This window comes from Tabrizicola sp. BL-A-41-H6 (assembly GCF_050632395.1).
Classification (GTDB): Bacteria; Pseudomonadota; Alphaproteobacteria; order Rhodobacterales; family Rhodobacteraceae; genus JAUYQR01.
The window spans coordinates 1,858,863-1,884,407 of record NZ_CP192600.1 but is presented as its reverse complement, the minus strand read 5'-3'; the positions used below and the strand labels follow the sequence as shown (position 1 = coordinate 1,884,407).

Genomic DNA, 25,545 nt, shown 5'->3' with positions numbered 1-25,545 from the left:
TACCTTTTTTGATCAATCCTGACACAGGGCCTATTTGCCCCTCGCGGTTTCCTGTTTCAGCACGCCGAGGTAATTGCGCGCAGCCTCGATATAATCGAAGCCGGCAAGATCGACGATTACCGGCCCGTCAGCCCCGCCATCCAGAAAGTGGTTGATCGCGGCTGCCATGCGTTCGGCATTTCCGACCGGAACCAGCTTTCCCCGCGTGACTCCCTCCAGAATCTCGTCCGGGCCGCTTGGGCAATCGGTCGAAACGACCGGCGCGCCGCAAGCAAGCGCTTGAACGACGACATTGGGTGACCCTTCGAACAACGATGACAGCACAAACACGTCGCATCTTCCCATGTACCGGTATGGATTAGAGTCAAATCCCGGCATCGCCACATCCTCGGCAACGCCCCGTTCCCCGGCCAGACGGGTAAGTTCCTGCCGCAATGGCCCCTCCCCAAGGATCATAAGTCTGCATGGTCTTTCCGCCCTCACCAGCGCGAATGCCTCGATCAATGTCGCGAAGTCCTTCTGTGGCGCAAGACGGCCGCAGCCAAGAATGACGGGCACGGATTTCGGGGTAAACCAGGCATGGTCCACCGGCTGCATCGCAGCTTCGCGCAAGTCTGGTGTCAGCGTCGGGTTGCGAATGACGTGGATCGAGGCCAACGGCAGATGCAATACACCGGCCGCGTCCTTGGCCACTCCCTTCGAAACCGCAATGACCGCATCCGCGGAGGGATAAAGCCAGCGCGCCAGTAGAAGAAGAAACTTGCGTTTAGGCGACGACACCCGCGCTTCATCCGACAGCGTGTTGCGGATGCTGGGGATCATCTTTGCCCCCACTCCCGAAAGCCGCCGCGCGAGCAATGCCAATATGCCGGCCTCTTCCAGCGCGGAATACACCAATTCTGGCCGTTCCGATCGCAGATAGCGGACCAATCCGGGAAGCGCCAATGCCAGTCTGGATGCGCCCAGATCAACCACCCGCACCAAGGGTGACACTTCGGATCGAAGCGGTCCCGTTGCGTTGCCGACGACAAGATCAACCCGGTGGCCTAATTCCGCAATCCCGCGCGCCAGATTGACAAAAGCCCGCTCGGCGCCTCCACCATCAAAGTTGGGCAGGAAAAGGCCAACGTGCTGAAAGCCACCTGGACTGGAACCGATGTTTTTCGAACGCTTTTTCATAAAGTTTCACACACACATCGGTGAACCATCTGGCGTCGGCAAAGCCTTATGGTTAGTTGTTCAATCGCAAGGCTTTGCATATCATGCCAAGCATGCGTTTGACAGTGGAAGAGGATCTGCCTTGGAACAAGTCGAGGCTCAAACGACATCGCGCATGCGTTTGACAGTGGAAGAGGATCTGCGCTTGGAACAAGTCGAGGCTCAAATGACACCGCTTTCGCTTATCCGCAGTCGGATCCCGGCAATTCTTGCGTTTGGCCTGTTGGGTGCGGGAATCGGTTTTGGAACCGGTCTTTCCAGCAGCGACACCTTCACTTCCACCGCGTCCCTTTTGGTCAGCCCCTACTCGCTGTCCGTGCTGAATTACGAACCGGCATCCCTTGATCTGAGCAGGGAAAAGGTCGTCGTCGACACGCAAGTCCAACTCCTGCGCTCTCCCGATACATTGGACCGGGTGGCGCAAGTTCTGATTGATGATCCCACCAAGGCCGGCCCGGCAGCAGCGCTCCCCGCCTCCCCGACTGAACTGCGAGAATACATCGCCAGCCACCTTAGCGTCCGTCGGGTGAATTCAGCCGACATCATCGAGGTCTCTTTCACGGCAGAGAATCCCGACCTCGCGGCTTTTGTCGCCAATGAGGTGGTGATGCAGTTCCTGCAAGGACAGCGTGACATCAAGGCAGCCGAAATGCAGAAGGTCGGCGACGAAATCGAAAGCCGGGTGGCGTTGCTTGCGAAATCGGCAGATGCGGCTGACCTCAAGGTGTCCGAGGCTCGTCAGGCGCAAAGCGCCGTCACCGCTGAGGACAAGCAGACGTTGAGCCAGGCGATCACCAACCTCGAGCAGGGATTGGCCACCCTGGACGACCTCCTCGCGAACATCGAACTCGACGCTGCCGAAACACCGATTGACGACACCGTGACCTCGTTGACGGCAGCCTTGTCCGATCTGAACGCGCTGAATGACGCGGGCAAATTCACCGAGCAAGCGGCACAGCCGGCGAACTTGTCCACTCTCGTCCGCGAAGCCGAGGTCACGGCAAACGTGCATCGCGAAATGCTGCAGCGCCTGCTCGAAGTGCGCGAACTGGCCAACTTCGTGTCCGACGACGCGCGCATGGTTGCCCCCGCGGTCGCTTCAGCCACGCCAAGCAACGTCCCGCCCGTCGTCATTGCGGCAATGGGATTTATTTCGTTCTTCCTGCTTGCGATGCTACTGGCGGCGACAGTGAAAACCGGAACGCGATCTAAACGAGATTGGGCCTAGCCTCTATTTGTAGGCGCCGCCGCCGTTTCCCTGAGCTACGTTTTCCACATAGATCGGCGCTCTGGCGGCGCCGTTCCGATCAAACCCAGCGGCGCGATTGTTCAGGGCGCGGTTATAGAGGATGCGGTGCTTCGGACCCGAGGTGTTCTTTCCGAGTTTGAAGCCGACGCCATCCCCCGCTTTGTCGGATGTTCCGGGAATGAAACCATTGCGCCGCGCGGTCGAATACTCAATGGTGACCGGCGCTTCGGTCTTCCAAAGATCGAAGCCGTCATCGGAATTGTTGTGAGCGTTGCATCTGGAGACAACATTGCCGACCATGTTTTTATGGATCGTGGCAATCTGAACCCCATCAGCATTGCCACCTGGAATTACAGCTAGCGGATCGTAATTTGAAAAGGATTCGCAATCTTGCAACAAATTGTTGCCAGACTTCCCCATCACTGCAATTCCTGGTCCCGCATTCTTGAAGGCGCGCACAGACTGCAGGATATTGTTGCTTGCGTTCAGCACGTTGATGCCAACAGCCCACGCCCCTTTCCTGTTCTGTTTGCTTCCTGTGACCGCGACATTGGAAATGCGCCACCAGTCGGCCTCAAGTTGCAGACAGTAGACGGTTCTTGTCTTGGTCAGCGCACTGCAGTCGATCAAGGCCTCGCCACCCTCAGCCCGCATCGTGATCGGGGCAGACTTCGTTCCATCGCGTGTGATCCGAACACCATAGGAGTTCCGGCTCTTGATCTTGTAGACCCCTGCCGACAATAGAATGGTGTCCCCGGGCTCCACCATACCGACGGCTGCCGCGATCGACCCCAGCGGCTTGTCACGGGTTCCCGGATTCTTGTCATTTCCGTTGGTCGGCGACACATGGAACGTTCGCCCGGTGTCAGCTTCTGCCAAGCCCGGAACAAATACGGCACCGATCGTGGCCGCGATACAAACCACTGCAAGCCAGTTTTTGCAGATAGCCCCAAGGGTATAGGTGTCAGTGCGTGCTGCGAACATTCGGTCGAGGTTTCCAAGGGCTGAACTGATACAAAATCACTACGAGATATCCCACCCCATATGCAAAATGTCCAGCCAACAAGGCGTGAAGTACCGTCACCCCGGACTGCATATCAACACGCCGAGCGGCCACGGCCCTAGCCGCAACTCTCGTTACGACCAGCAGGTGCGCCATAATCGCCGCCACCCCCAAAACGAGATTAGGCGACCAGACAAATGAAAGTGCAACGGAACCGGCGACCGTCAGAACAAAGCTCAGCGGCACCAGATTATACCCAGCGCTGCACGCTCTTGGGGCGACATACTGCCGTCATCAGACTTGCACATCGGGCCGTTCGCCAAGGCAGATGCACTCGACCCAGACGCCGTTTCTACTGCTCACGCTCTCGCATGGCAGACAGTCCAAGCGTCACACCCACAAGGATCAGCACTGCTTTATTGTCCGTCACATTGTGCGAAAACAAGCCGTTAAGCGCCACAAGCGCGCCGACCGTCACCGCCGATACGGATTTTCGCAGGATGCCAAGACCGATGATCGAAGCCACAAAAGACAGATACAGCGCCATGCCGACGATCCCGGTATCCACCCATGTCCTGACATAAACGTTGTGCGGCCCAAGGTGCAGCGGTGCGCTTGCGGCGGCATTCATCAATGTTTCACCGGCGCCATAGCCAGCCCATGGATGCCGACTGGCAAGTTGCACGAAATAGTCAAGCAACGGTCCGCGGTATGGGTCGTTGAAAACCTCATCCCCGCCATACAGCAGGACTGCAATCCGCGCCTGAAACTCGCTGTTGCCGCTCGCTGAACTCGCAAGAAACGCGAGGCTGCCCACCGCCAGCATGGTCAGGCCTACAACTAAAAGCGCTATGAAAGCCAGCTTGCGCAGCCTCTTTTCCGGCGCTCCGAGGAAGACATGAAAGAAGACATAGACCGCGATCACCATTGCCAGAAAGGAAATTCCCATCCGAGACAACGTGCAGGTGACAGAAACAAGCGAAACCAGCATCACCATCAGGTCGATCATCCGCACCCGCCGAAAATCCAAAGACACGGCCAGCAACGCGGGAATGATGAAACCGGGAATGTTCGCATTCAGGGCAAACCCGCCGGTACGGGCAGTATCAGCCCCAAGTGCGCCGGGAACGATCGTCTCGAAAACCACCGATCCGCCCAACACCACAATCGCCCACCGGGCAGCCACGGCTATCCGCTTGCCATCCGGGTCGGCCACCGCAACCAGCAGTCCAAAGGCCAGAACGACGAACTGAAAGATCGGGAAAATCTGCGTGAAATCAATGTCGTTTCCGGCCAGCACGGTCCTGCCCGACGCAATCACATGTGCGATGATCCAAAGCGCGAAAAGGCCGAATGGCAGCCGGTTCAACTTCAGGCCGAATAGAAACAGATCGACACTCTGCCGTCCACCTGCGGACAGGACCATAGCAAGGTATACCGCGCTGAAGGCCACAAACAGGATCAGTGTATTGATGGGAAGAAAGCCGCGAACCGACAGGAAAAGGTCAAGATTGGTCACGAACACCAGGAACGCGAAGCCAATCATCACGCTCGACAACGCATCCCTGTCACGGGCTGCTGACGGACTTTCTGCGTACATGAAACCGCTCAGGGAAGTACTCTCCTACGTCGGTTCATGATCGGCCGCTGTGGCTTGCGTCGCCGGTCGGTCGCGGTCTGGAAAAGACCTTTTTCAGGATGACCCCTGCGGTGGCCAGCATGACCATGAAATCCGAAGCCACCGTCGCTGTCCGCAAATATTCCGAATCGATGCCAAGCTTGTGGCGCATGACGGTCGCGTAATTTCGCATCACATCGGTGGGGTCAAGCTGGGCCTCGCCGTTTTCGTAGTACCAGATCGTGCCGGGGCTGGTGAGCCCCGGACGCGCGCGAAGCGTTTCAAACTCCGCGGCGCCATAAAGGTCACGCACAATGTCGGGGTCTTCCGGTCTGGGGCCGACGATCGACATATCGCCCTTCAAAACGTTGAAAAGCTGCGGCATTTCGTCGATCTTGGACGTGCGCAGGAACTGCCCGAAAGGTGTCACACGCCGGTCCTGCGGTGCGGTGATCTTCGGACCATCCGACGCCGTATGGCGCATCGTGCGCAGTTTCAGCATGAAGAACGTCTGCCCACCGCGTCCTGCCCGCGCAGCCCGGTAAAACACCGGGCCGGGACTGGTAAGCTTCACTCCCAAAATGCCAATCAGAATCAGAGGGGACAACACGACCAGCCCAGCCGAAGATGCAACTATGTCCACCGCCCGCTGACCGGGACGCATGCCATCCATCTTATGCCCGCTTCTCTCCAAGCGCATCGCGAACCGCCGACACAACTCGGTCCACGTCGTCGCGCGACATCTTGCTGTAGATCGGAAGGCTGACCATGCTTTCATATGCCGCCGTGCTGGCAGGAAAATCTTCCGCCTTCAGGTGGTACCTGTCGCGCCAGTAAGGATGCATGTGTAGCGGAACGTAATGTACGCTGACACCGATGCCCTTCGCCCCCAAACGCTCGACCAGCTCGTTGCGCGAAATGCCGGCGGCGGCTGTGACCCTTACCGGGAACAGATGCCACGCATGCACGTCGCCGGAAGGCGCGGTGCTGGGCTGGACCAACGGCAGGTCGCCAAAGGCCGCCCGGTAGATATCGGCGATAGCTTCGCGCTTCGAATGCATCTCGGCCAGCCGGCTCAGCTGATGTATACCCAGTGCGGCTGCAACATCGGTCATGTTGTACTTGTAGCCGGGTGCAACCACCTCATAGTACCAGGCCCCACCGGCCCGATATCGGTCAAACACGTCCCGGCTAATGCCGTGAAGACGCATGATCTTGGCTCGCTTTGCAATCGCGGGGTTTCGGGTCACAAGCATCCCGCCCTCGCCCGTCGCAAGGGTCTTCGTTGCATAAAAGCTGAACACCGTGGCATCAGTGTCGAGCGTACCGATGTTGGCGCCGCCAAAGGTCGTCGGCAGCGCGTGTGCCGCGTCCTCAACGATCTTAAGGCCATTACGGCGGGCAATCTCGATGATCGGCGCCATGTTGCAGGCCAAGCCGGCATAATGCACCGGAATGATTGCTTTGGTGCGCGGCGTCAAAGCCGCCTCGATCTTTGTCGGGTCCATGTTCAGGGTGCCCGGCTCCACATCGACAAAGACCGGATCCGCACCCATGTAGCGAACGATTTCGGCGGTTGCCGTAAAAGTATGCACCGGGACGATCACCTCGTCGCCCGGGCCAATGCCCAAGGCCTCAACCGCCAGGTGCAGCCCCGCCGTCGCCGAATTCACGGCGATCGCCTCGACGCCGCCACCGATATACTGGGCAAACTCCTTCTCGAAGCGCGCTGTCTTGGGACCGGTCGTGATCCAGCCCGACCGCAGGCACTCGACAACTTCCGCGATCTCCGCCTCGCCGATATCGGGCAGTGCAAAAGGCAAGAAGACCGGCTTCAGGTCGGCACCCTGCGCGTTCATGCTGCCTCCGAACTGTTGCCCGAAAGCGGTGGCGCCTTATAACCCGGCACCAAGGCCGCCAAAGTCTTCATGATTTCCCCGTTATTGCCCGATGCGGCGAGCTCGACCAGCGTCGCGATTGCCGCCTTGATCGTTGCCAGCGGCACGCTCTCTGACAAAGCTGTATGAACTCCAACAACCGAACTTTCCAGACGAGTCTCGGTGTCGTTGAACAAATCTTCTGCCAGTTTCTCGCCGGGACGGATGCCGGTGAACTGAATCTTGATGTCCTCGTCGGGCATCAACCCATGCAGCAGGATCATCCGTCGCGCCACATCAACAATCCTCACCGGATTGCCCATGTCCAGCACGTTGATGACGCCGCGTGCATTGCTGTCACTTGCACCATGCGCCGCAGAATGCAGGATAAGCTCGCAAGCCTCCGCGATTGTCATGAAATAGCGTTCCATCAGCGGATGCGTGACCGTCACCGGCCCGCCGTCCTGGATCTGCTTTTCGAAGATCGGCACCACAGAACCCGACGATCCAAGGACATTGCCGAAGCGCACGGTCATGAACCGCGGCCCGGACTGCCCCACATCCAGCGCCTGACAATAGATTTCCGCAACCCGTTTCGTCACCCCCATCACGCTCGTCGGCATGACGGCCTTGTCGGTTGAGACTTGAACCATAGCAAGAACGCCCGCCTCCAAAGCGGCATCCGCGACATTCTTCGTGCCAAGGATGTTCGTCAGAACCCCTTCAGCTTGGTTGGTTTCCACCATCGGTACATGCTTCAGCGCGGCCGAATGAAACACAAGGTGTGGTCGCGCCTCCGCAAAGACCTGACGCAGCCGATTGGCGTCGCGCACATCGGTCAGCCGGGGGAGCACCTTCAGGTCGGCAAACGTCGACTTCAGGCGCTGCTCCACCTTCCACAAGTTGAACTCGCCATTGTCGACCAGACAGATCTGTGCGGGACCGAAGCTCGCGATCAACTCGACCAACTGGCTGCCGATGCTTCCCCCTGCCCCAGTGACCAGAATTCTCTTGCCAGCCACCAGAGTGGAGATCGGCGTGCGGTCAAATTCATACTGTTCGCGGCCAACGATCGACCGCAACGTGATCGGCTCGGCCGGCGAAAGTCCACGTCCAATCAATTCCCTCGCCTCGCCCGGCGACGGCAGCTTTGACACCTTCAGTTTCAGCGCAACAGACCGCTCGATCACTTCCAGCGTCTGCTCTTCAGTCAGCGGCGAGGTCAGAACCACCTCTTCCGGCCGCATTCCTCTCGCGGTCAACGCAGCGACAATCTTGCCCAACTCAGCAGGGCTGCCAAGAATTGGCACCCCCCGGATCTCGCGTCCGGTCTGATGCGGGCTGAAATCAAGGATGCCAACGGGGTGAATGGGGTTGCTTGATCCCTCAAGTCCCCGCAAAAGATGGACGCATTCGACACCTGCCGAAACAAGGAGGACTGGTCTGAATTGCGCAGTTCGTTCGCGCTCGTTGTCCACAAGATCCTGCAAAGAGCGCCAAGCCACCCTTGCGCTCAACCACGATGCGGATAGCAAAAATGTATGGAAAACCCCGTGAAGTACGAATTCGACCGCGCCGGAACCCGACGCCATCACACTTTCAGGAATTTGTCCAGTCGCCGAAAGAAAAAGGCAACCCGACCCGACCGCCAGAGCCGCAGCCGAGGTGAAAGGAGCGATCTCGTGCAAGGACACAAATCGCCAGATGAATTTCTGCGTCTGAAAATAAAGCAGCAATACAACGGAAAAGCCGGCAAAAACCAATCCGGCAATAAACTTATTCGTGTCACCCAAATAGGAGTTATCAATAAGGCTTAGAAATATTACAGTGACGCAAAAAGCTATGATTGCGTCGATCGCTAATACTGTTGCAAGAAATCCACCGGTCCTTTTCAGACCCATCGCCTTGAATTCACGGCATAGTTGTACAAACCAACGCAGAAACATTCTACACCTTTAGGGAACTACCAGCTATGATTCGCCTTGCAATGAAACTAGGGTAAGCTCTGGTGGGTTCGTGTCAAATGGTTTCTGCCGCCTCCAGCCGCGCTGTCGAAACAGTCTGGTGCATAGTTGGCGATTGTGTCGATGGGGGGGGATGTGCCGGTCAGGTCTTGGGGATTGACACTCTACGCTGCCGGATGAGGCGCACATAAGTTGCGGTAGCGCCCGGCCGAACCGCACCGTCGCCCGCTTACGTCGGCGAAGTACCAGACGCCAGCGTTCCACACAGGGGACGAGCCAGTGCGTTGCTTTACGCTCCGTTGACGTGATGCCGATGCATCCCAAAACACCGCCTTTGAGATCGACCCCACGCACGTTCGTTGCGTCCTCAGTTGTTCGGTACTTGAACCTCATCCAGCTACCGACATAATCTGTTCCGGCGTAGACATGGCCAAGCCACGCTGCCGCCAGTGGAGCATCCGCGATGCGGGGTTTGCTCGGCAGGCTTGAAAGACGATCGGATCGGAGGGTCACTGCCGTAGACAAGCCTTGCTGACTCCCATGTTGCAAGAAATTGTGAAAAATCGCCGTCGGGCGTGACAAATCGGAACATTCGACCGTCGCTGGATCGGGGCCGCCAAACGAGCGAATTGATCCTCCGAGCGGCCACGACAGTATCCCATGTCTGGCTGGGGAGCGGTGGGCCGACCCGAAGTGCATCGTCGAAAGGCTCGAGAAGATCAGGAACCTGATCGAACCGTCGCAGCTGCCAAAGCGCGGGTCAACCGCAGCCGACCAAGTCGCAAAGATGCCGTTCCTACTGTCGCGAAAATCGTCGAACCGTACCGGTGCGATCCATGGCACCGATGGCAGTTTCCCCGCCTTTTGATCGCAATGGGTCAGTGAAGTCTGCGCGGCCCATCTCCAGCAGGCTTACGGCTGCCCAAAAGGAGTCTGGCGAGCGAAGGTGCGAGTGTGGTGGCGGTAGGTCGCCGTCATGAAGGTTCGCAGATCAACTGCCTTTCCCGCGCGTTGATGGACCCGTCCCCTCTGGCCGAAGTGTTCGAACGCATCAGCGTCCTTCGCTGGCGTCATAAGTAATTTTCATAAAACAACATCAACAGCATGAGTAGCCCCACTACAACCACAATCACTTTCACTTTACGAACATTGTCGGCGTTGGTGGCAACCCGGGACAATTAACCCTGCGAGCCGACGGCTTGAGAAGATTCTCGGCGCACGCATCATCACCGCCACAGCGCTCGCCGCCAGCGATCCAGCCGCCTGTCTTCAGGTCCAGACGGCAGTTTGCAGCGTTCCCATACATTGAACCACAGCAACCCTCATACGTGGGCAAGGACTGCCTGATCTGATCTCGAAGATGGGAAACGGTTACCAGCGACGCTTGCTTGCTGGCGGCGACACCTCCATGGCCCGATGAGCCGAAAGCACCGACACCAAACGGTTGCCTGCGCGCGGCCACTTCTGGGTCGCAAACCGACCCGGTTAATCACAGTTGCCAGTGGTAATACGACAGTTCGGCCCCATCAGCGGCAGCCATCGGCTGCCACTCCGAATGTAAGAACAGAAGCGAGTGATGATGATCAAACAGGGCCAGTGCCGGGACACCACGAACTGTCAGGACATCAGTGCTCGCGCGTCCGACCGGGCGCTGGGTCGCGGCCTTCTCAGGGCCAGCGGTCCCCCTGCGCCTCGCCCGCAGCCCGACACTTGACCGCTCCCCGCAGGAACAAAAAAAGCTTCAGCAGGCAGGTGCTTCCAGGAAATCATCGATGCTGGCTTCAATACAACATGACCGATATCCGCGCCGCAATTGGCTCCGTACAGCCGAAGCGCCTTGAAAATCTTGAACTTCGTCGCTACAACATTTAAGTTATCTACGCTAACGCCTTCTCTGCAGTCCCGGAATTAAAGGTGCCGATTGCCCGGCACAACGCGCAGCATGCGTTGTAACTGTAGGTACTGCGTTTGGATCTGGAACAACTGAGTAATGATCGTGGGGAATTCATCGAAAAACTTGCAAATTGCGCCATCGGCGCGAGCGATCATTTCATTCCGCTTTATCAGCTTCCCCCCTACAGAGACAGATATGATTGGGCGCCTGCATCAATCCCAGTGGCCTGGCATTCGTATCTACGCATGATTTCATTGCCAATGAATAACATGATGACAGAAAATATTGTGAATGAATTGATTGCGGCTGTCGGCGATATTGTCAGCAGCAACAGCCCGATCCTAGCCTTTATTGCAGCATAGCGAGGAGCCAAATCGTTGGGTACGAATACCTCTCCCTTTGTGACCATCATTATGCCAATCCGCAATGAGGGGGATTTCATTGCACGCAGCCTGGGAGCCATTCTGACCCAAGACTATCCTCACTCACGGATGGAAGTCCTGATCTCAGATGGGATGTCTACCGACTCCACTCGTGCCGTGATTCAGGACCTGGCGACCAGGCATTCCGATGTGTCACTCAAAATCATTGACAACCCGGGACGTATCGTGCCGACGGGCTTCAATCTGGCTTTGAAACAGCGAAATGGCGAGATTGTCGTCCGCGTCGATGGACACACGATCATCGCTCCCGATTATGTGAGCGAATGCGTGTCTGCTCTGGAAAGAACCGGGGCAGATAACGCGGGCGGACGCATGAACGCCATCAGCCACACCACATTTGGAAAGGCTGTGGCGCTGGCTACCAGTACACCGTTCGGCGTGGGGGGAGCGCGCTTCCACTATTCGGAAGACGAAGAATGGGTTGATACGGTGTATATGGGGGCGTGGCGCAGCAAAGTCTTCAATGAGATCGGCGGCTTTGACGAAGAGTTCGTGCGCAATCAGGATGACGAGTTCAACTATCGTCTGCGTGCTAATAAGGGAAAAATCCTGCTTAGCCCGCGCATCAAGTCAGAATACTATCCCCGCAGCTCACCAAGAGCGCTCTGGCGGCAGTATTATCAATACGGCGTCTATAAAGTCCGTGTCATGCAGAAGCATACGCGTCAGATGCAGCCGCGCCAATTTGCACCGGTGCTGCTGGTTGCGGGATTGCTTGTCACAGCGATTCTCGCGATCCTGTTTCCATCGACTTGGTTTCTGTTTGCAGGGCTTGCTGGGGTGTACATCGTAGCCAATCTGGCCGCGTCAGCGATTACCGCCTTGCGCAGCCAACCCTCCTATATCTTCATTCTTCCACTGGTGTTCGCTATTCTGCATTTCAGCTATGGGTCGGGCTTTGCCGTAGGACTCGTCCGGTTTGCCAATCGATGGAACCAAGCAAAGAAGCCTGCCTAAGCAACTTTCAAAAAAACTTCCATGTTCCTGCTTGTTCCGGTTGGCTTTGGCATCACCGCAAGGAACCCTGCCAATGCCGATACCGCCCGCCATTCCCAATCATTGAGACGCGATGAAGAAGCAGACGCCGCGGAAACGGCACGGGCTGACGCAAGCGATCTTCGCTGACGCCAATGCGTATCTTGGCCGACAAAGCCATCACCCTGCGCTGGGCAACGACTGGTTCTTCGACATAAAAGCGCACATCGGCGTCGACGCCAACGGCGGGGAGGCGCCTAGCACCGAACGTGAAGAAGCGCTCCAAGGGGTGGGCAAGGGCTTGGGCGTCATACGCAAGGCACTGAAGTGCGGCAACCTGCATCCACTCAACGCACTGTCCAACCGCATTATTCCCATGGTTCGGGCACGCGTTGAGCACACGTTTCAGGCGGTCAGGCGACAGTTCGGCCATGTGAACACCCGCTATCGGTGCCTCGCCCGCAGCTAAGTATTACGAGATACTATTTATTCGTGAGTCCCAAAGGAGGAAAATGAGGATCGCCCAGAGCAAAAATGCGTATTGATGCTCGCCTGCTTCAAAGGCTGTCAGGATCTCTCTGGCGCGTTTCGGCTCGATATAATACTGCTTGTTCAGGTTCTCTATGGAAAGCAGATCATGCAGCATGGGCTTCAACGGACCCAGCAACCACTCCCCGATCGGCACGCTGAAACCCTTCTTGGGGCGAAACATGACCTCCGGCGGCACGATAGTTTTGAATCCATCCTTGAGAATGAATTTCAGTTCGTTGCGGCGAATTTTATAGTTTGCAGGCACAGTGCGAGCAAATTTATCAACCACGATATCGCAAAAGGGTGTCCGAACTTCTAGCGAGTGTGTCATGCTGGCACGATCTGTATAGGTCAGCAGATCCCCGGGCAAATATGTCTCGCGATCAAGCTGCAAAAGCTGTTCTAGTAGATGGCCATCAGAGGTCGTTATCCCAGGCAGCACGGAAGTGCCGTCAACCCTCTGCGCGATGTCAGGGTTCATCAAAGAGTTGACTTGTAGATCGCCTGTAAATCGTGTCAGCGCTTCATATCGGCTGGAGGCAGGGACATTGGTGGCATTAAAGAGACGCCGCGCACGCTCAATCCAGTTGCGGCGGTCTGGGCTTTTGGGCATTGCGGAGAGAGCTTTTTGCGCGGCTTCTATCATCCAGCCAGGCACGCGCCTGAATTGATCCATGATCAGCATACCCTGATAACGCGGGTACCCTGCAAAGAACTCATCAGCCCCCACGCCACTCAGAGCTACAGTAACTTTACTGCGTGTAAATTCCGAAAGCACATCTGCGATCAAGGCCGCTGGATTTGCGAAGGGCTCATCGAATTTCTGGATTAGACGATCTTCCAGCAAACTGACGATACTGGGTTGAACGACGATTTCCTGGTGATCAGTCTGGAAATGCTTGGCGATTATATTGGCGTACTGGCGTTCATCATAAGACGCAAAAGCGCCTTCAAATCCGATTGTGAAGGTCTTGATATTGTCTACGCCAGCACGACGCATCATCGCCACAACGATGCTGGAATCGACGCCACCGCTCAGAAACACACCCACCGGAACATCGGCCACAAGATGGGCTTTGACGGATTCTTCCATTACATGGACCAATTCTTCGACCGTTTCGCCATAGCTACGCTTGCTGGCCGCAGCGGGCGGCTCAGGATTGTAGAATTTTCCAGTTGTACGTCCATTCGGGCCAAGCTTCATCCAATGACCTTGGGGGAGACGTTCGACCTTGGCATAAATCGAGTGCGGTTCCGGTACATACATGTGAGAAAGATAGAAAGAGAGCGCGCTGGCATTGAGTTCTTTGGGAAACTCAGGATGAAGACGCAGCGATTTGAGTTCTGAGCCGAAGACAATATCATCGCCACACTGGGCAATATAGAGCGGCTTGATCCCGAATGGATCGCGGGCCAGCGTCAGAGTTTGAGTCCTTTTGTCCCAAATCGCGACGGCATACATCCCGCGCAGGCGGGTGAAGGCATCTGTGCCCCACGCATGGAAGGCTTTGAGGACAACTTCCGTATCGGACTGCGTATTGAATTGATAACCCTTGGCTCTAAGTTCAGCGCGGAGTTCGATGAAGTTATAGACTTCGCCGTTATAGACCATCCACATGTCGCCTTCGGTAAAGGCCATCGGCTGATGCCCCCCCGGTGACAGATCAATGATCGCGAGACGGCGATTGCCAATGGCGATCGGACCGTCACAGAAGAACCCACCATCATCAGGGCCACGATGAATTATTGCATCGGTCATGGCCGAGATCAGACCGGGCGAGACTGCCCCCCGTGTTGAATAGATACCGGTGATTCCGCACATAAGTGACCTTTCTAACGCAGGATATGGATAATTTATACTCGGTGATCATGTTCGTACAGAGTGAGCGGGCGTCGGCGGGCAAACCCATGCCATATTGCCCAGAAAAACTAGAGTGTCTGCCACAATTGCAGCAGCATGCGTGCGCTCTCATGGCGATTGAACTGCTTCGCTACAACCTGACGACCTGCTCTGGCCATCTTGCTGGCTTCGCCGGGATGATCCATCATGTAGGCAATCGCATCAGCCAGCGCCTGACTATCGTGAGGCGGAACGCACAGACCTGTCACTTTGTCCTGAACGATCTCAGGCACACCCGATACTTGTGTGGAGACAGTTGGGATCTCCATGGCCAGCGCCTCGACCAGAACAACGGGCAATCCGTCCATATCTCCATCAGGCGAAATCGCACAGGCCAGAACAAACAAATCACTCGCTCGGTAACGCTGAATAATCTCTTCCTGAAGCATCTTGCCTGTGAAGGTTACATGCTCCTTGATCTCCAACCGATCTGCGAGCTCATGAAGTTCGCTCTCAAGAGGCCCCCCCCCTATGATTTGCAACTTTACATTTCGATTTTTCTTGCGCAGTTTCGCAACCGCCTCGAGCAGGAAGGTGTGGCCCTTGGTGTAGACCAATCGCCCATTCGAGAGGATGTGGAACACATTTGGATCAGTGACGCGTTCTGTTTTATTGGTGAACAAGTCAACATCAATCCCATTATAAATGAGTTCGAATCGACCTCTTATATCGGGCCATGTCCTACGCATATATTCGAGATTGAATTTTGAAATCACAATGCAGGCGGCGGCTTTATCGCATTTCAAAGGAATGGACGCATTTCGCTCATAGGGCGTCGTCGCAAAAATGTCGAAGGCATGGATCGTGACGGTGTAGGGAACACCGCTGATCCGCGAGGCGATCAGAGCAACTGTCGCAGGAGACGACAGAAAGTGAGCGTGAATATGCTGGAAGCCATGCTTTTTGACCCAATAACCCAAGTAAAGACCTTTGGGCAAGCTCACCAGCAGCTTGAGCATGGCGTAGACAGAAATCAAATGCCCGACGAGAAGCTGAAAGATAAGGATAAGGATCTGCGGTTTGATCAAGATCTGCTGAACAGAGCGCAGCCAGAGTGCCGGGTTGCCCAGGCGCAGATCGCAGATCTTGTCAACAAACTGTTTTTCCACTGTCTGTGGCTCGCCCTCTTCGGAGGACCAGACCGTCGCGACGTGAACGTCAACGCCAGCCTCTTGAATGGTCGACATTTCATAGGCCGTAAAAGTGGTTGTCAACGAAGGAAAGCGCGAAACAACGTATAACAATTTTTTTAAGGGCTGCTCGCTCATTAATTTGTTCCTTGGGAGTACAGGCTTTCGAAAGGCTCCGCCGCGCTTGTACAGGTCAATCGTTGAGTATACAATTACTGCGTGACATCCGACACGCGATAATCAAAGCAGGCCAAAATGTCAATCTTTTTTTGGCGTAAAAAGCCTTTTAGTTGAGATCGCCACCTAAGCAGTAACAGGGTACGGGACGAACCGAAAGTTCCAGTCACAATCAGAACATCCACGAGCACAGCGAAGGAACCATACTGGATAATGAGGTGGTTTTATGCAGTCGAAATTTAAAGATGCGATGGTCAGAGCAAGTATGACCAGACGCGATTGAAAGCGTGATAATTGCAATGCCTAAAAGAGTTCGGAGCTGACAAATTCGTGACGACTCCGCGACAACAGTGCTCGATACCGATGCGGGTTATCTGACGAGTTAACTGAAGGATTGGCGCAGACCGCTCCACAAATCACTTAATCCCAATTTCCCATAACTTTTATAGCGCGATGCTGTGAGCAAGATGTTTTTGGCCTGTCGGGAGGCCAGACGGTCGATGTGCCTGTTCTGGCACGCAAACCCGGCGCGCTGCGCAACGGAGCCCGTTTAACGACTGGGTTCTCCCACCCGCAATGGCCACGATCCGACGCAAGACCGACTGCAAGCCGTCGAATCCGCCTGCCGCGAAGCCGTGGATCAGGGTGTCCATTCCGCGCCGGTCGTCATCAACATCCTTGCTCGACGACGCGATCCAACCCCGACGCCACTTCTACTCACCACCACAGCGCTGCGCCTGACCGACAAACACCTGGCCAATTGCGCCCGCTACGACAGCATCAGGAGGACCAGCCGACATGGAACGCATCCAAATCCTAGACCTGATGGGCAGCCTCAAGCTTTACGGGATGCGCAGCCCCTATGACGAAGTTATGGCCGCAGGCATCAAGCGCCAGCATGAGTCGCCCCGCATCGTCGGTGACCTGTTGCAGTCGGAGATTGCTGGCCTGCTGCCGGTTTTGTGGACACCGAGATAGGGTGTTTCAACGGGATCGGAGTTTTCCATGGAGAGACGGAAGTTCAGCCGCGAGTTCAAGCTTGAGGCGGTGAAGTTGGTGAGGGATCGAGGGGTGACGTCGGCTCAGGCGTCACGCGATCTGGGGGTTCATGCGAATGTTCTGCGGAAGTGGGTGCGGGAGCTGGAGACGGATCCCTCGCAGGCGTTTCCGGGTCACGGGCAGATGAAGCCTGAGCGGCTGGAGATTGATCGGCTGCGCAGAGAGGTCGCCAAACTCAAGGCAGAGCGCGACATCCTAAAAAAGGGTTGCCAGTGGTTGCGCCATTGGTTCGAGAAACCACTGGCGACGCCTACTTCGCGAGGGAAGTGACATGAGGTTTGCTTTCGTCGCGAAGCACCGCCACATCTGGCCGGTGAGTTGGCTGTGTGACGCGCTGGATGTGTCACGGTCAGGTTTCCATGCCTGGCTTGGCCGCGCTCCGTCGAGGCGCAGCCGGGAAGACGAAGAGACCGGCGCGAAGGTGCGGGCGAGCTTCATCGCCAGCGCCCGCACTTATGGAGCCCGGCGTGTCTGGCGCGATGTTCTGGCCGAGGGCGTCGACTGCGGCTTGCATCGCATCGAACGCCTGATGCAGGCCCAAGCGCTCAGGGCACGGCCGCGTCGGCGCGGATTGCCGAAGGACGAGGGGCAGCGCCTGACAGTGGCTGCCTCGAACGTTCTGGATCGTGCGTTCCATGCTGATCGCCCGAACCAGAAGTGGATCGCGGACTTCACCTATGTCTGGACCGCCGAGGGCTGGCTCTACGTTGCGACGGTCATCGACCTGTTCTCTCGGCGCGTGGTCGGCTGGTCGATGAAGGCAGAGATGACCGCTAAACTCGTCACCGACGCCCTCGTCATGGCCATCTGGCGGCGCGGCAAGCCGGACGCGCTCCTGCATCATTCCGATCAGGGCAGCCAATACACCAGCGAGCAGTTCCAGAAACTCATGGCCGACAACGGCGTGCAATGCTCGATGAGCCGGTCCGGCAATGTCTGGGACAATGCGGTCATGGAGAGCTTCTTCTCGTCGCTCAAGACGGAAAGGATCGGCAAGAAGATCTACCGGACGCGCGATGCCGCCAGGGCAGATGTGTTCGACTACATCGAAAGGTTCTACAACACGGTTCGCAGGCACTCGACCATCGGCTACCTCAGCCCGGTCGAGTTCGAAAAGAGGGCCGGGTTAGCTTAACTGCCCGTCAACAAAACCGGCAGCAGGCCAGATCATGATTATCTTCCGTTGCCTGTAGAGCATTGCCAGATTTCGAAGATCGTGCGACCCAGCGTGTTGGAAATCGGGAGTGTGTGCTGATGGGTTTTGAAGCTGATCTGCCCGGATGCAGGCTAATTGAACTGACCTGCCATGACGATGCGCGTGGCAGGCTTTACCCTCTCGACCTCCGAAATCTTGTTGGGTTCGACGCTTCTCGCATGTTCTTGATCAAAGCGCCGGAAGACCCCTTCGGCGTGCGCCGGGGTGGCCATTCCAACTCGACCCCTCAGGTGTTGATTGCTGCAAGCGGAAGCGTAACCTTCGATCTTGACGCCGGCGTGCAGAAGGCGACTGTCGTTTTGGACCACCCAGGTATCGCCCTGCTGATCGGGGCGGGGGTCCTGAACCACATGCGCGATTTCGCCCCGGGAACGCTGTTGATAGGTCTGGCCGCGGTGCCTTACGCCCAGACAAACTACTATCCCGAACCACAACCCGCTCTCTTTGCAGCGCAAGAGACGACGAGATGATGGAGATGGTTCCCCAAGCTGCGCCGATGCTGAGGATCTACCGCTATCGCGCAGCGGTCGATGCGGCTATCGCGCGCGTGCTGGACGGCGGTACAGCGATCGGAGGCGCAGAGGTCGCGGCCTTCGAGGCGGCCTTTGCTGCCTTTTGCGGCGTGGGCCACGCCATTGGCTGCGGGAACGGGACGGATGCGCTGGTCTTGGCCTTGCGAGCCGCTGGAATTGGCCCGGGGGATGAGGTCATAACGGTCGCGCTGACCGCACACGGAACCGCGCAGGCGATCCGCCTTGTCGGGGCCGTGCCCATCTTCGTAGAGGTTGATTCAGCAACTCGCACGATGGACCCCGCTGCCGCTGCCGCCGCGATCACCCCCCGCACGGCTGCCTTGGTCCCGGTGCATCTCTACGGGCAGATGGCCGATATGCCAGCGCTGACCGCGTTGGCGGCGCAGCAAGGCCTATTCCTTCTTGAAGATTGTGCTCAGGCGCATGGGGCAGAAATGGCAGGGCGCAGGGCCGGAGGCTGGGGGCACGCAGCGGCATTCTCGTTCTACCCCACCAAGAACCTTGGCGCCGTAGGGGATGGGGGGGCAGTTGTGACGCAGGATGCAGCCCTTGCCAAACGGGTCCGCTCGCAGACGAACTATGGCTGGTCCGACGCTCGGCGGATCAGTGACGTGGTCGCCGGAAACTCGCGGCTAGATACAGTGCAGGCGGCAATCCTTGCTGCCCTGCTGCCGCATCTGGACGAAGCGATTGCCGAACGCCGCGCCATAGCGGCGGCGCTTCATTTGGGGATCGGGGGGGCGGTCACCCTGCCCCGATGGGATGATGGCGCGGTCTGGCATCAGTTCGTGATAGCTCACCCTGCGCGCGATCTGCTGGCCGCCAGCCTTTCCCGCGATGGCATCGGCACGGCCGTCCACTACACCCCACCCCTGCACTGGCAACCCGCGTTTTATCGCGACGCCCAACCGCCGCTTCCCATCACCGAACGGCTGGCGGCCGAGGTTCTAAGCCTGCCGATCCAGCCCGAGGTCGCAGGCCCCGCCACGCAGGCCATCATCGACGCGGTTCGTAGGGGGGCGGCAGAATGCGCGCGGTGATCTACGCCACGGGGTCGAGCATCGTTGTGGAGTTCGAGGAAAGTCTGTCGCGCGCCGGGATCGAGGTGGTCGCGGGCATTCGTAACCGTACGGGTCCGTGCCACCTGTCCGACCCGGCTCTGTCGGTCCCGCTGGCGGGGACCGGTGCCGCACTTCGCGACCTGCCCTTCATTGTGCCGCTTTTCACTCCCGCGAACCGTCGCGCGGCGGTGACCGAGGCGCGGTCGCAAGGCTTTGCGACGCCCCTGTCGCTGATTGATCCCACAGTGATCCGCCCGCGCGACCTGCCGCATGGCGAGGGGCTTTACGTCAACGCTGGCGTGATCATTGGCGCCGGGACGCGGTTTGGCGATTTTGTCGTCGTGAACCGGGGCGCCGTCCTCGGGCACCACCTGACCTGCGGTAACTATGTGTCGATTGGGCCGGCGGCGGTGCTGGCCGGGATGATCACACTGGGCGATGATGTCGTGATCGGAGTGGGCGCGGTCATCCTGCCGGAGGTCAAGATCGGAGCGGGCGCGCTGGTCGCCGCCGGCGCGGTCGTCGGGCGCGATGTGCCCGCCGGGGCAACGGTCGCCGGGAACCCCGCCCGCATCGTGAGGCGGGGCGGCGAATGACCATTCACCTCTACACCCTGTGTTGGAACGAGGCGGACATACTCCCTTTCTTCTTTCGGCATTTTGATCCGGTGGTGGACCGCTACGTCGTAGCCGACGACGGCTCGACCGACGGCTCGCTTGATATCCTGATGGCGCATCCGAAGGTCGAGGTACGTCGCTTCCAGCGGGTGATTGCCGACAGTTTCGTGCTGTCGCAGCAGCACTTCCAGAATGAGGCGTGGCGGGAGAGCAGGGGAACGGCGGACTGGGTCATCATCACCGCGCTGGACGAGCATCTAACGGTGCGGGGCGGCCTTGGCCCGTATCTTGATCGGTATCGGGGCGAGGGCGTTACGCTGATCCCCGCACTTGGCTATCAGATGGTGAGCGAGGACTTTCCCGCCGCTGATGAAACCCTTGTGCGGACACGCACGCAGGGCGCACCGTATCACCGGATGAACAAGCTGGCGATCTTCGATCCCGCCGCGATCACGGACACCGGATTTCAGCCGGGACGACACGCCTCACGGCCAAAGGGCAGACTTGTTTATCCGCGTCGGAACGAACTGATGCTGTGGCACTACAAGCTGATGGGAAAGCAGCGCATGCTTGACCGCCAGCGCGCCCAGAGCAAGGGCCTCGGTCCGGGCGACGCAGCCAAGGGCTTCGGCGCACACTACACCGTGGCGGATGCCGAGATGCTGACCGTCTGGGACTCGTTCGAGGAGCGCTTGATCGACCTTGGCGATCCTGCCTTCGATCCGGCTCTGCCCGGCAACTACGAAGGCCCGCTCTGGTGGCGCAAGAGCCGGGCAAGCCGGCTGTGGCGCTGGCTGCGGCGGCGCTGAGCTGACGGCCGGTAGAAGATCATTAGAGCCGCTCTTCGCACGCCAACCTGTACGCATTCTGCTCACCGAACGTCATTTCTCTAAGCGTCCCCAGCGCCGCCTCCGGCGCAGCGATCGGCTGTCTTCGAACCTTCTCCACATCAAGTCCTTAGAAAATTTGATTGGCTTTCCCTCGCTTCACTGTGAGCTACCCCCGGAAATCGGACAGTGACGGAAGCTACGATCCGACGTCTGCTGGTCTCCAAGCACGAGGACATCGGAACATGTCGAAACGCAGGAACCACGACGCGGCATTCAAGGTGCGGGTGGCGCTGGAAGCCGTGAAGGGAGAGCGCACGGTATTGGCGGAGGAGGTGTCCGCCATGCGCGGCACGGGTTGAAAACCCGAGATATTCGGAACCACTTGTTTTCCCTTCATAAAATTTCACCTTCCGAACAATAGAGCGGAAATCGCTACACGCCAAGAGAAATATTGCGGCACATTTTGCGACACATTCTGCATCCCATCTTCGGTTGCCTCTGGTGTAGCGTTCTGCCAATATCCCAGACCATGAAGCTGCTTCGCCGTGGATCTGCCTTCCATATGCGCCGCCGCGTTCCCCTCCGGTTCAAGGAGGTGGAGCCGCGCGTCCACATCAGCATAAGCCTGCACACGGACAGCGAGACAGACGCGAGGGCCAAGGCCAACGTGGTCTGGGACAACATGATCGACGCATGGGAAGCCAAGCTCGATGGCGCCACCAGCGACGGAGCCGAACGCCTGGCGGCCGCGAAGCGCCTCGCACAGCGCCGGGGCCGAACCTACTACCCGGCAGAGGCGGTCGCCAAGCTGCCGATCGAAGAGTTGATGCAGCGCATCGAGGCGGTCATCAACCGCAAGGGCCAGATTGACCTGTCCGAGGCCGAGGCGCTGCTCGGTGGTGTTCCCATCCCTGCCCTGTCCGTCATGGATGCTCTCGATGAATACTGGAAGGTCGAGGCTATCCGATTCAAGGGCAAGTCCGAGGACCAGATCAGGCGCGCAAGAAACCCGCGTCTCAAGGCGCTGCGCAACTTCGCGGCTGTGATCGGAGACAAGCCATACCTCGACGTCACCACCGCAGATCTGCAAGCCTTCAAGCGTTGGTGGAAGGACAAGCTGATGGCCGAGGGTCTGACCAGCAACAGCGCGAACAAGGATTTCATCCACGTCACGTCCACCCTGCGCGCGGTCGCCATCGACGCTGGGGCGCTGGACAAGATCCTCTGGACAACCAAGGGCCTCGCCCTGCCCAAGGAAGAGGCGGCCATCAGGCGCGCGTTCAGCGTGGCATGGATCAGCGACAAGCTCTTGGCCCCCGGCGCCCTGAACGGGATGAACGGCGAAGCCCGCGCGATCCTTCTCGGCATGGTCAACACCGGCTACCGGCCAAGCGAAGGGGCTGGACTGACCCGCAGCCAAATACGGCTTGATGCAAATATCCCGCATATCAGCATAGAGCCGAACGGGCGCACCCTGAAAACCAGCGCATCCCGGCGTGTCATTCCCCTGCTGGGCGTCAGCCTTGAAGCCTTCCGGGCATTCCCCGATGGGTTCCCCCGCTATGCCGACAATCCAAGCCTGAGTGACACGATCAACAAATACCTGCGCGAAAACGGCCTTCTGGAAACCGAGAACCACACGCTCTACGGGCTGCGCCATGCGTTCGAGGACAGAATGCTCCGTGCAGGCGTCGATGAACGCATCAGGCGCGACCTCATGGGCCACTCCCTGCAACGGGAACGCTATGGCGCTGGGGCCGACCTCACGCAACTGCACGATACACTTTCCGCTCTGGCAATTTGACGTGTTGGACGCATCGGATCGCCATCAAAAGGCTACGATCTGGGGCCAAGAGGGGAATCGAGCGTTCAGCTTGTAAACACCACCTCGATGCTGTCCGTTGAGAAGGCGAACGCAGCTCTACAAGACAGATCGTTCAGAGCCCATGCAAAGGAATAGAATGAAACAACTTCATCCGGCAATCTGGCTATTGCCTGCCGCAATGCTGCTTATTGCGCTGCTGCCGCTGCCCTACGGATACTACCAACTTCTGAGGGTCATCGTTTTTGGCTGCGCAGCGGTCCTGGCATGGAAAACATACGAAGCCACCAAGACGGCCAGTCTGACTGTTGTTGTTTTTGGCTCGATAGCACTCCTCATGAACCCTTTCATTCCGGTTGAATTGCCGCGAGTGATCTGGATGGGCTGCGATGTTCTTTTTGCGGCGATCATTCTTAACCATTTCTTGAGGTCGAAAAAGTCTGCCGCCTAGCCCCGCAGAGCGAAAACCTGCGTTTGTTTCGAACATTGGCAGTCGGCACGCGGCGTTGACGGCCTTTGGTTGATACCCTTCGTACATTGGCAGTTGAGTAATGGTGGAGGTGATCCATCCCGCCGACTCATCAGCCACCAGATATGGACTGCTAGAATGATCAAGTATCTTTTCATCGCTTTCGTGCTGCTTTTCTCATCCGCTTCAGCTTCTGTCGCCGAAACTGCCGACGCGGCCGCCAATGCGCTTATCGTCGCCGCCTCGCGTGATGTCGCGGCAGCTCAATCTCTCGATGAACCCGGCGTAGCGGATCTGATGACGCGACTGACCTTGATCACTTCGGCACGTGCCGCAGTGAGGGAGGTCCTGCAGAAGCATCAGACGACCGCTCTGGCCGTCCGCATTGCACTCGGTGAGATACCGGAGCTTTCTCTCGAAAGTCTCGACGCTGCTATCGAGGAGGCCAGAATTACGCTAGCGCAGGGTATCACCAGTTGCTCTGATAGACGGGCTTGCGTGTTGAACCTGGCTGAAGGCATAGCGAATGATTTGGGTGACTTCAAAAGTCAGTCCCAAGCGTTTGCCAGTATAGCGATCGGCTTACGGGACGCCGCACGTGCCCCTGCCCTTATATCTTTTATAGAGTCCCGCTCGACACTCTCTCAATCCCAGCTTGACTACCAAACAGCGAAACTTTTACTTGAAATCGCTCATGTTTTGGCCATCGATGGCCAAGTTGAAACGGCCGTTTCTGTCGTCGAGAGTATTCCCGAATCTGAGCGGAGTTTCATGCTGCGGATGTTCGCAACCTTCCTTTTAGACTTGGATAATTTTGATGCGGCGGCACGCTTGGTCGATCACCCATCACTTAGTGTAAGCGACAGGGATGAGTTAGCCGGGGACCTTATGATCTTCAACGCCAGAATTGGCGACGCCGATGCGACAGTCTACTGGCTTGAAAGAATGGGCGTGTCAGCCGACTTTCAACTCAAGGAGGCCGCAGAAGCAGCGTCATTGTCCGGAGACGCCTCACTGTCTTCGTTTATTATTGCTGCAATGCCAGCCGGACTGCACAAGATGAGTGCTGAGATCTGGGCGGCAGGCGCTGCCCGGGACATTCACCGCCTCCGGACACTCGTCGACGAGATCAGCACGCTTGATACAACTGCGAAAGAAAACATGTCGATAAACTTGGCTGCACAGTTCTACTTCCTGGGCGACAACGCCATGGGTGACCATCTTAGCCAGCTCGCTAATAAACAAGATGATGTACAACGTAAACTTGTTGACCTCTACATTCAGACTGACCAGATCGGCAGCGCCATCGATGCCGCTGAGAAAAGTGGAAGCCAACTTGACACGGCCATCGCCGCAATCAGTGTTGGAATTTTAGCCATGGATGGCTTGGCGGCCGCGGAGCAATTCATCGAGAACCAAGGCTCGCCAGTCTACAGTTTGACGCAAGTTTTCGATAGTTTAAAAGCTAAGGGGCGACTTGCAGAGGCGGTTGAGTTCGGCGAGTCTGACTCGTATCTGGCTGACCGTGCCATCTACCTGTCCGCCATCGACGTTGACAGGCACGACACTCTTGAGGCTGAACTACTCCGTGTGCTCGGGATTAGGGACCGGAAGATTATGGTTGGGGCTCTAGCAGCGCTCGCTTACAAATTTGATCTCTAAAGGTGAACTTTGGCTGTTGGCCCCAAGCGTAAACGTTCTTGAGCGCTTCTGATCTGCCGCGTTGTGTGCTGTCACGGATCGGCGTGGTGCGTTCGCTCAAAACCGATCGTCGCGAAACCAGTTAGCCAGGGAACCCGGTGGGCGGGGCAGGCCTGCGGAACCCGTGCCCCTCTATCGCTTTAGGCGCTCACGAAATCACGGACTGGGAACTTTTTTGAAATTGGACCTGCGTTTACTCTCTAATCATACGGACACGCTTGCGGTTCCCTTCCGGACGCCGGAAGCTAATCGAAGGAG

21 protein-coding genes and 2 pseudogenes are annotated in these 25,545 nt (G+C 57.6%); 14 read left to right on the top strand and 9 right to left on the bottom strand.

Features of this window, described 5'->3' with window-relative positions; translation table 11 throughout:
- Nucleotides 1-30: 30 nt before the first annotated feature.
- Entirely contained in the window at nt 31-1,179 is a 1,149-nt protein-coding gene (locus ACROUL_RS09270; RefSeq protein ID WP_431299208.1) for a glycosyltransferase, read from the bottom strand.
- Here ACROUL_RS09270 and ACROUL_RS09265 point away from each other — a divergent pair.
- Entirely contained in the window at nt 1,157-2,446 is a 1,290-nt protein-coding gene (locus ACROUL_RS09265) for a hypothetical protein (protein ID WP_431299207.1), read from the top strand. The genes ACROUL_RS09270 and ACROUL_RS09265 overlap by 23 nt on opposite strands.
- A gap of 3 nt (nt 2,447-2,449) precedes the next feature.
- Here the strand turns inward: ACROUL_RS09265 and ACROUL_RS09260 are convergent, their stop codons facing one another.
- The 6 genes from ACROUL_RS09260 to ACROUL_RS09235 all read right to left on the bottom strand — a co-directional run bounded on the left by ACROUL_RS09260 (nt 2,450) and on the right by ACROUL_RS09235 (nt 9,674).
- The gene (locus ACROUL_RS09260) at nt 2,450-3,451 is read right to left on the bottom strand and encodes a right-handed parallel beta-helix repeat-containing protein (protein ID WP_431299206.1); all 1,002 of its coding nucleotides are present in this window, start codon (nt 3,449-3,451) and stop codon (nt 2,450-2,452) included.
- 371 nt (nt 3,452-3,822) lie between these two features.
- A complete protein-coding gene (locus tag ACROUL_RS09255; protein ID WP_431301274.1) occupies nt 3,823-5,016 on the bottom strand; it encodes an O-antigen ligase family protein in 1,194 nt (397 codons plus the stop codon).
- A gap of 88 nt (nt 5,017-5,104) precedes the next feature.
- The gene (locus tag ACROUL_RS09250) at nt 5,105-5,752 is read right to left on the bottom strand and encodes a sugar transferase (protein ID WP_431299205.1); all 648 of its coding nucleotides are present in this window, start codon (nt 5,750-5,752) and stop codon (nt 5,105-5,107) included.
- Between the two features lie 10 nt (nt 5,753-5,762).
- A complete protein-coding gene (locus ACROUL_RS09245; protein ID WP_431299204.1) occupies nt 5,763-6,947 on the bottom strand; it encodes a DegT/DnrJ/EryC1/StrS family aminotransferase in 1,185 nt (394 codons plus the stop codon).
- A complete protein-coding gene (locus ACROUL_RS09240; RefSeq protein ID WP_431299203.1) occupies nt 6,944-8,911 on the bottom strand; it encodes a polysaccharide biosynthesis protein in 1,968 nt (655 codons plus the stop codon). Before ACROUL_RS09240 ends, ACROUL_RS09245 begins: the two co-directional genes overlap by 4 nt.
- Before the next feature lie 415 nt (nt 8,912-9,326).
- On the bottom strand, nt 9,327-9,674 hold the full coding sequence (locus ACROUL_RS09235; RefSeq protein ID WP_431301273.1) for an alpha/beta-hydrolase family protein: 348 nt from the start codon (nt 9,672-9,674) through the stop codon (nt 9,327-9,329).
- A 1,223-nt stretch (nt 9,675-10,897) separates the two neighbouring features.
- Here ACROUL_RS09235 and ACROUL_RS09230 point away from each other — a divergent pair.
- From ACROUL_RS09230 to ACROUL_RS09220, 3 genes are all read left to right on the top strand, one after another.
- Entirely contained in the window at nt 10,898-11,185 is a 288-nt protein-coding gene (locus ACROUL_RS09230) for a DegT/DnrJ/EryC1/StrS family aminotransferase (RefSeq protein WP_431299202.1), read from the top strand.
- Nucleotides 11,186-11,200: 15 nt separating this feature from the next.
- A complete protein-coding gene (locus tag ACROUL_RS09225; protein WP_431299201.1) occupies nt 11,201-12,223 on the top strand; it encodes a glycosyltransferase in 1,023 nt (340 codons plus the stop codon).
- 112 nt (nt 12,224-12,335) lie between these two features.
- Nucleotides 12,336-12,710, top strand: coding sequence for a hypothetical protein (locus ACROUL_RS09220; RefSeq protein WP_431299200.1), 375 nt, complete (start codon nt 12,336-12,338; stop codon nt 12,708-12,710).
- 3 nt (nt 12,711-12,713) lie between these two features.
- Here the strand turns inward: ACROUL_RS09220 and asnB are convergent, their stop codons facing one another.
- A complete protein-coding gene (gene asnB / locus ACROUL_RS09215) occupies nt 12,714-14,594 on the bottom strand; it encodes an asparagine synthase (glutamine-hydrolyzing) (protein WP_431299199.1) in 1,881 nt (626 codons plus the stop codon).
- Nucleotides 14,595-14,701: 107 nt separating this feature from the next.
- Nucleotides 14,702-15,940: a glycosyltransferase family 4 protein gene (locus ACROUL_RS09210; RefSeq protein WP_431299198.1), complete on the bottom strand. Its 1,239-nt coding sequence runs from the start codon at nt 15,938-15,940 to the stop codon at nt 14,702-14,704.
- Nucleotides 15,941-16,481: 541 nt separating this feature from the next.
- On the opposite strand from ACROUL_RS09210, the pseudogene ACROUL_RS09205 reads away from it, so the two are divergent.
- The 10 genes and pseudogenes from ACROUL_RS09205 to ACROUL_RS09160 form a co-directional block, all read left to right on the top strand.
- Nucleotides 16,482-16,845, top strand: a pseudogene (locus ACROUL_RS09205) (IS21 family transposase); the annotation flags it as partial.
- Nucleotides 16,778-16,957, top strand: coding sequence for a hypothetical protein (locus ACROUL_RS09200; RefSeq protein WP_431301350.1), 180 nt, complete (start codon nt 16,778-16,780; stop codon nt 16,955-16,957). The pseudogene ACROUL_RS09205 and the gene ACROUL_RS09200, both read left to right, overlap by 68 nt.
- Before the next feature lie 27 nt (nt 16,958-16,984).
- Nucleotides 16,985-18,173: pseudogene (locus ACROUL_RS09195) on the top strand (IS3 family transposase).
- Nucleotides 18,174-18,292: 119 nt separating this feature from the next.
- Nucleotides 18,293-18,724, top strand: coding sequence for a sugar 3,4-ketoisomerase (locus tag ACROUL_RS09190; RefSeq protein WP_431301272.1), 432 nt, complete (start codon nt 18,293-18,295; stop codon nt 18,722-18,724).
- Nucleotides 18,721-19,827, top strand: a complete 1,107-nt coding sequence (locus tag ACROUL_RS09185) for a DegT/DnrJ/EryC1/StrS family aminotransferase (RefSeq protein ID WP_431299197.1) — start codon at nt 18,721-18,723, stop codon at nt 19,825-19,827. Before ACROUL_RS09190 ends, ACROUL_RS09185 begins: the two co-directional genes overlap by 4 nt.
- Nucleotides 19,815-20,444, top strand: a complete 630-nt coding sequence (locus tag ACROUL_RS09180) for a hypothetical protein (RefSeq protein WP_431299196.1) — start codon at nt 19,815-19,817, stop codon at nt 20,442-20,444. Before ACROUL_RS09185 ends, ACROUL_RS09180 begins: the two co-directional genes overlap by 13 nt.
- Entirely contained in the window at nt 20,441-21,274 is an 834-nt protein-coding gene (locus tag ACROUL_RS09175; protein ID WP_431299195.1) for a glycosyltransferase family 2 protein, read from the top strand. Before ACROUL_RS09180 ends, ACROUL_RS09175 begins: the two co-directional genes overlap by 4 nt.
- A 550-nt stretch (nt 21,275-21,824) precedes the next feature.
- Nucleotides 21,825-23,099: a DUF6538 domain-containing protein gene (locus ACROUL_RS09170; RefSeq protein ID WP_431299194.1), complete on the top strand. Its 1,275-nt coding sequence runs from the start codon at nt 21,825-21,827 to the stop codon at nt 23,097-23,099.
- Between the two features lie 157 nt (nt 23,100-23,256).
- Nucleotides 23,257-23,568 carry a DUF6804 family protein gene (locus ACROUL_RS09165; protein WP_431299193.1) on the top strand — a complete coding sequence of 104 codons (312 nt, stop codon included), beginning with the start codon at nt 23,257-23,259 and terminating at the stop codon, nt 23,566-23,568.
- A gap of 156 nt (nt 23,569-23,724) precedes the next feature.
- A complete protein-coding gene (locus ACROUL_RS09160) occupies nt 23,725-25,248 on the top strand; it encodes a hypothetical protein (protein WP_431299192.1) in 1,524 nt (507 codons plus the stop codon).
- Nucleotides 25,249-25,545 lie beyond the last annotated feature (297 nt).

Excerpts from the sequence above, each read along its gene's own strand:
- asnB (WP_431299199.1), bottom strand. The coding sequence starts at position 14,594 with ATGTGCGGAATCACCGGTATCTATTCAACACGGGGGGCAGTCTCGCCC.
- ACROUL_RS09265 (WP_431299207.1), top strand. The coding sequence starts at position 1,157 with ATGTTTTTCGAACGCTTTTTCATAAAGTTTCACACACACATCGGTGAA.
- ACROUL_RS09200 (WP_431301350.1), top strand. The coding sequence starts at position 16,778 with ATGGAACGCATCCAAATCCTAGACCTGATGGGCAGCCTCAAGCTTTAC.
- ACROUL_RS09255 (WP_431301274.1), bottom strand. The coding sequence starts at position 5,016 with ATGATTGGCTTCGCGTTCCTGGTGTTCGTGACCAATCTTGACCTTTTC.
- ACROUL_RS09210 (WP_431299198.1), bottom strand. The coding sequence starts at position 15,940 with ATGAGCGAGCAGCCCTTAAAAAAATTGTTATACGTTGTTTCGCGCTTT.
- ACROUL_RS09270 (WP_431299208.1), bottom strand. The coding sequence starts at position 1,179 with ATGAAAAAGCGTTCGAAAAACATCGGTTCCAGTCCAGGTGGCTTTCAG.
- ACROUL_RS09175 (WP_431299195.1), top strand. The coding sequence starts at position 20,441 with ATGACCATTCACCTCTACACCCTGTGTTGGAACGAGGCGGACATACTC.
- ACROUL_RS09180 (WP_431299196.1), top strand. The coding sequence starts at position 19,815 with ATGCGCGCGGTGATCTACGCCACGGGGTCGAGCATCGTTGTGGAGTTC.
- ACROUL_RS09160 (WP_431299192.1), top strand. The coding sequence starts at position 23,725 with ATGATCAAGTATCTTTTCATCGCTTTCGTGCTGCTTTTCTCATCCGCT.
- ACROUL_RS09245 (WP_431299204.1), bottom strand. The coding sequence starts at position 6,947 with ATGAACGCGCAGGGTGCCGACCTGAAGCCGGTCTTCTTGCCTTTTGCA.
- ACROUL_RS09165 (WP_431299193.1), top strand. The coding sequence starts at position 23,257 with ATGAAACAACTTCATCCGGCAATCTGGCTATTGCCTGCCGCAATGCTG.
- ACROUL_RS09260 (WP_431299206.1), bottom strand. The coding sequence starts at position 3,451 with ATGTTCGCAGCACGCACTGACACCTATACCCTTGGGGCTATCTGCAAA.
- ACROUL_RS09190 (WP_431301272.1), top strand. The coding sequence starts at position 18,293 with ATGGGTTTTGAAGCTGATCTGCCCGGATGCAGGCTAATTGAACTGACC.
- ACROUL_RS09220 (WP_431299200.1), top strand. The coding sequence starts at position 12,336 with ATGAAGAAGCAGACGCCGCGGAAACGGCACGGGCTGACGCAAGCGATC.
- ACROUL_RS09170 (WP_431299194.1), top strand. The coding sequence starts at position 21,825 with ATGAAGCTGCTTCGCCGTGGATCTGCCTTCCATATGCGCCGCCGCGTT.
- ACROUL_RS09250 (WP_431299205.1), bottom strand. The coding sequence starts at position 5,752 with ATGCGTCCCGGTCAGCGGGCGGTGGACATAGTTGCATCTTCGGCTGGG.
- ACROUL_RS09240 (WP_431299203.1), bottom strand. The coding sequence starts at position 8,911 with ATGTTTCTGCGTTGGTTTGTACAACTATGCCGTGAATTCAAGGCGATG.
- ACROUL_RS09185 (WP_431299197.1), top strand. The coding sequence starts at position 18,721 with ATGATGGAGATGGTTCCCCAAGCTGCGCCGATGCTGAGGATCTACCGC.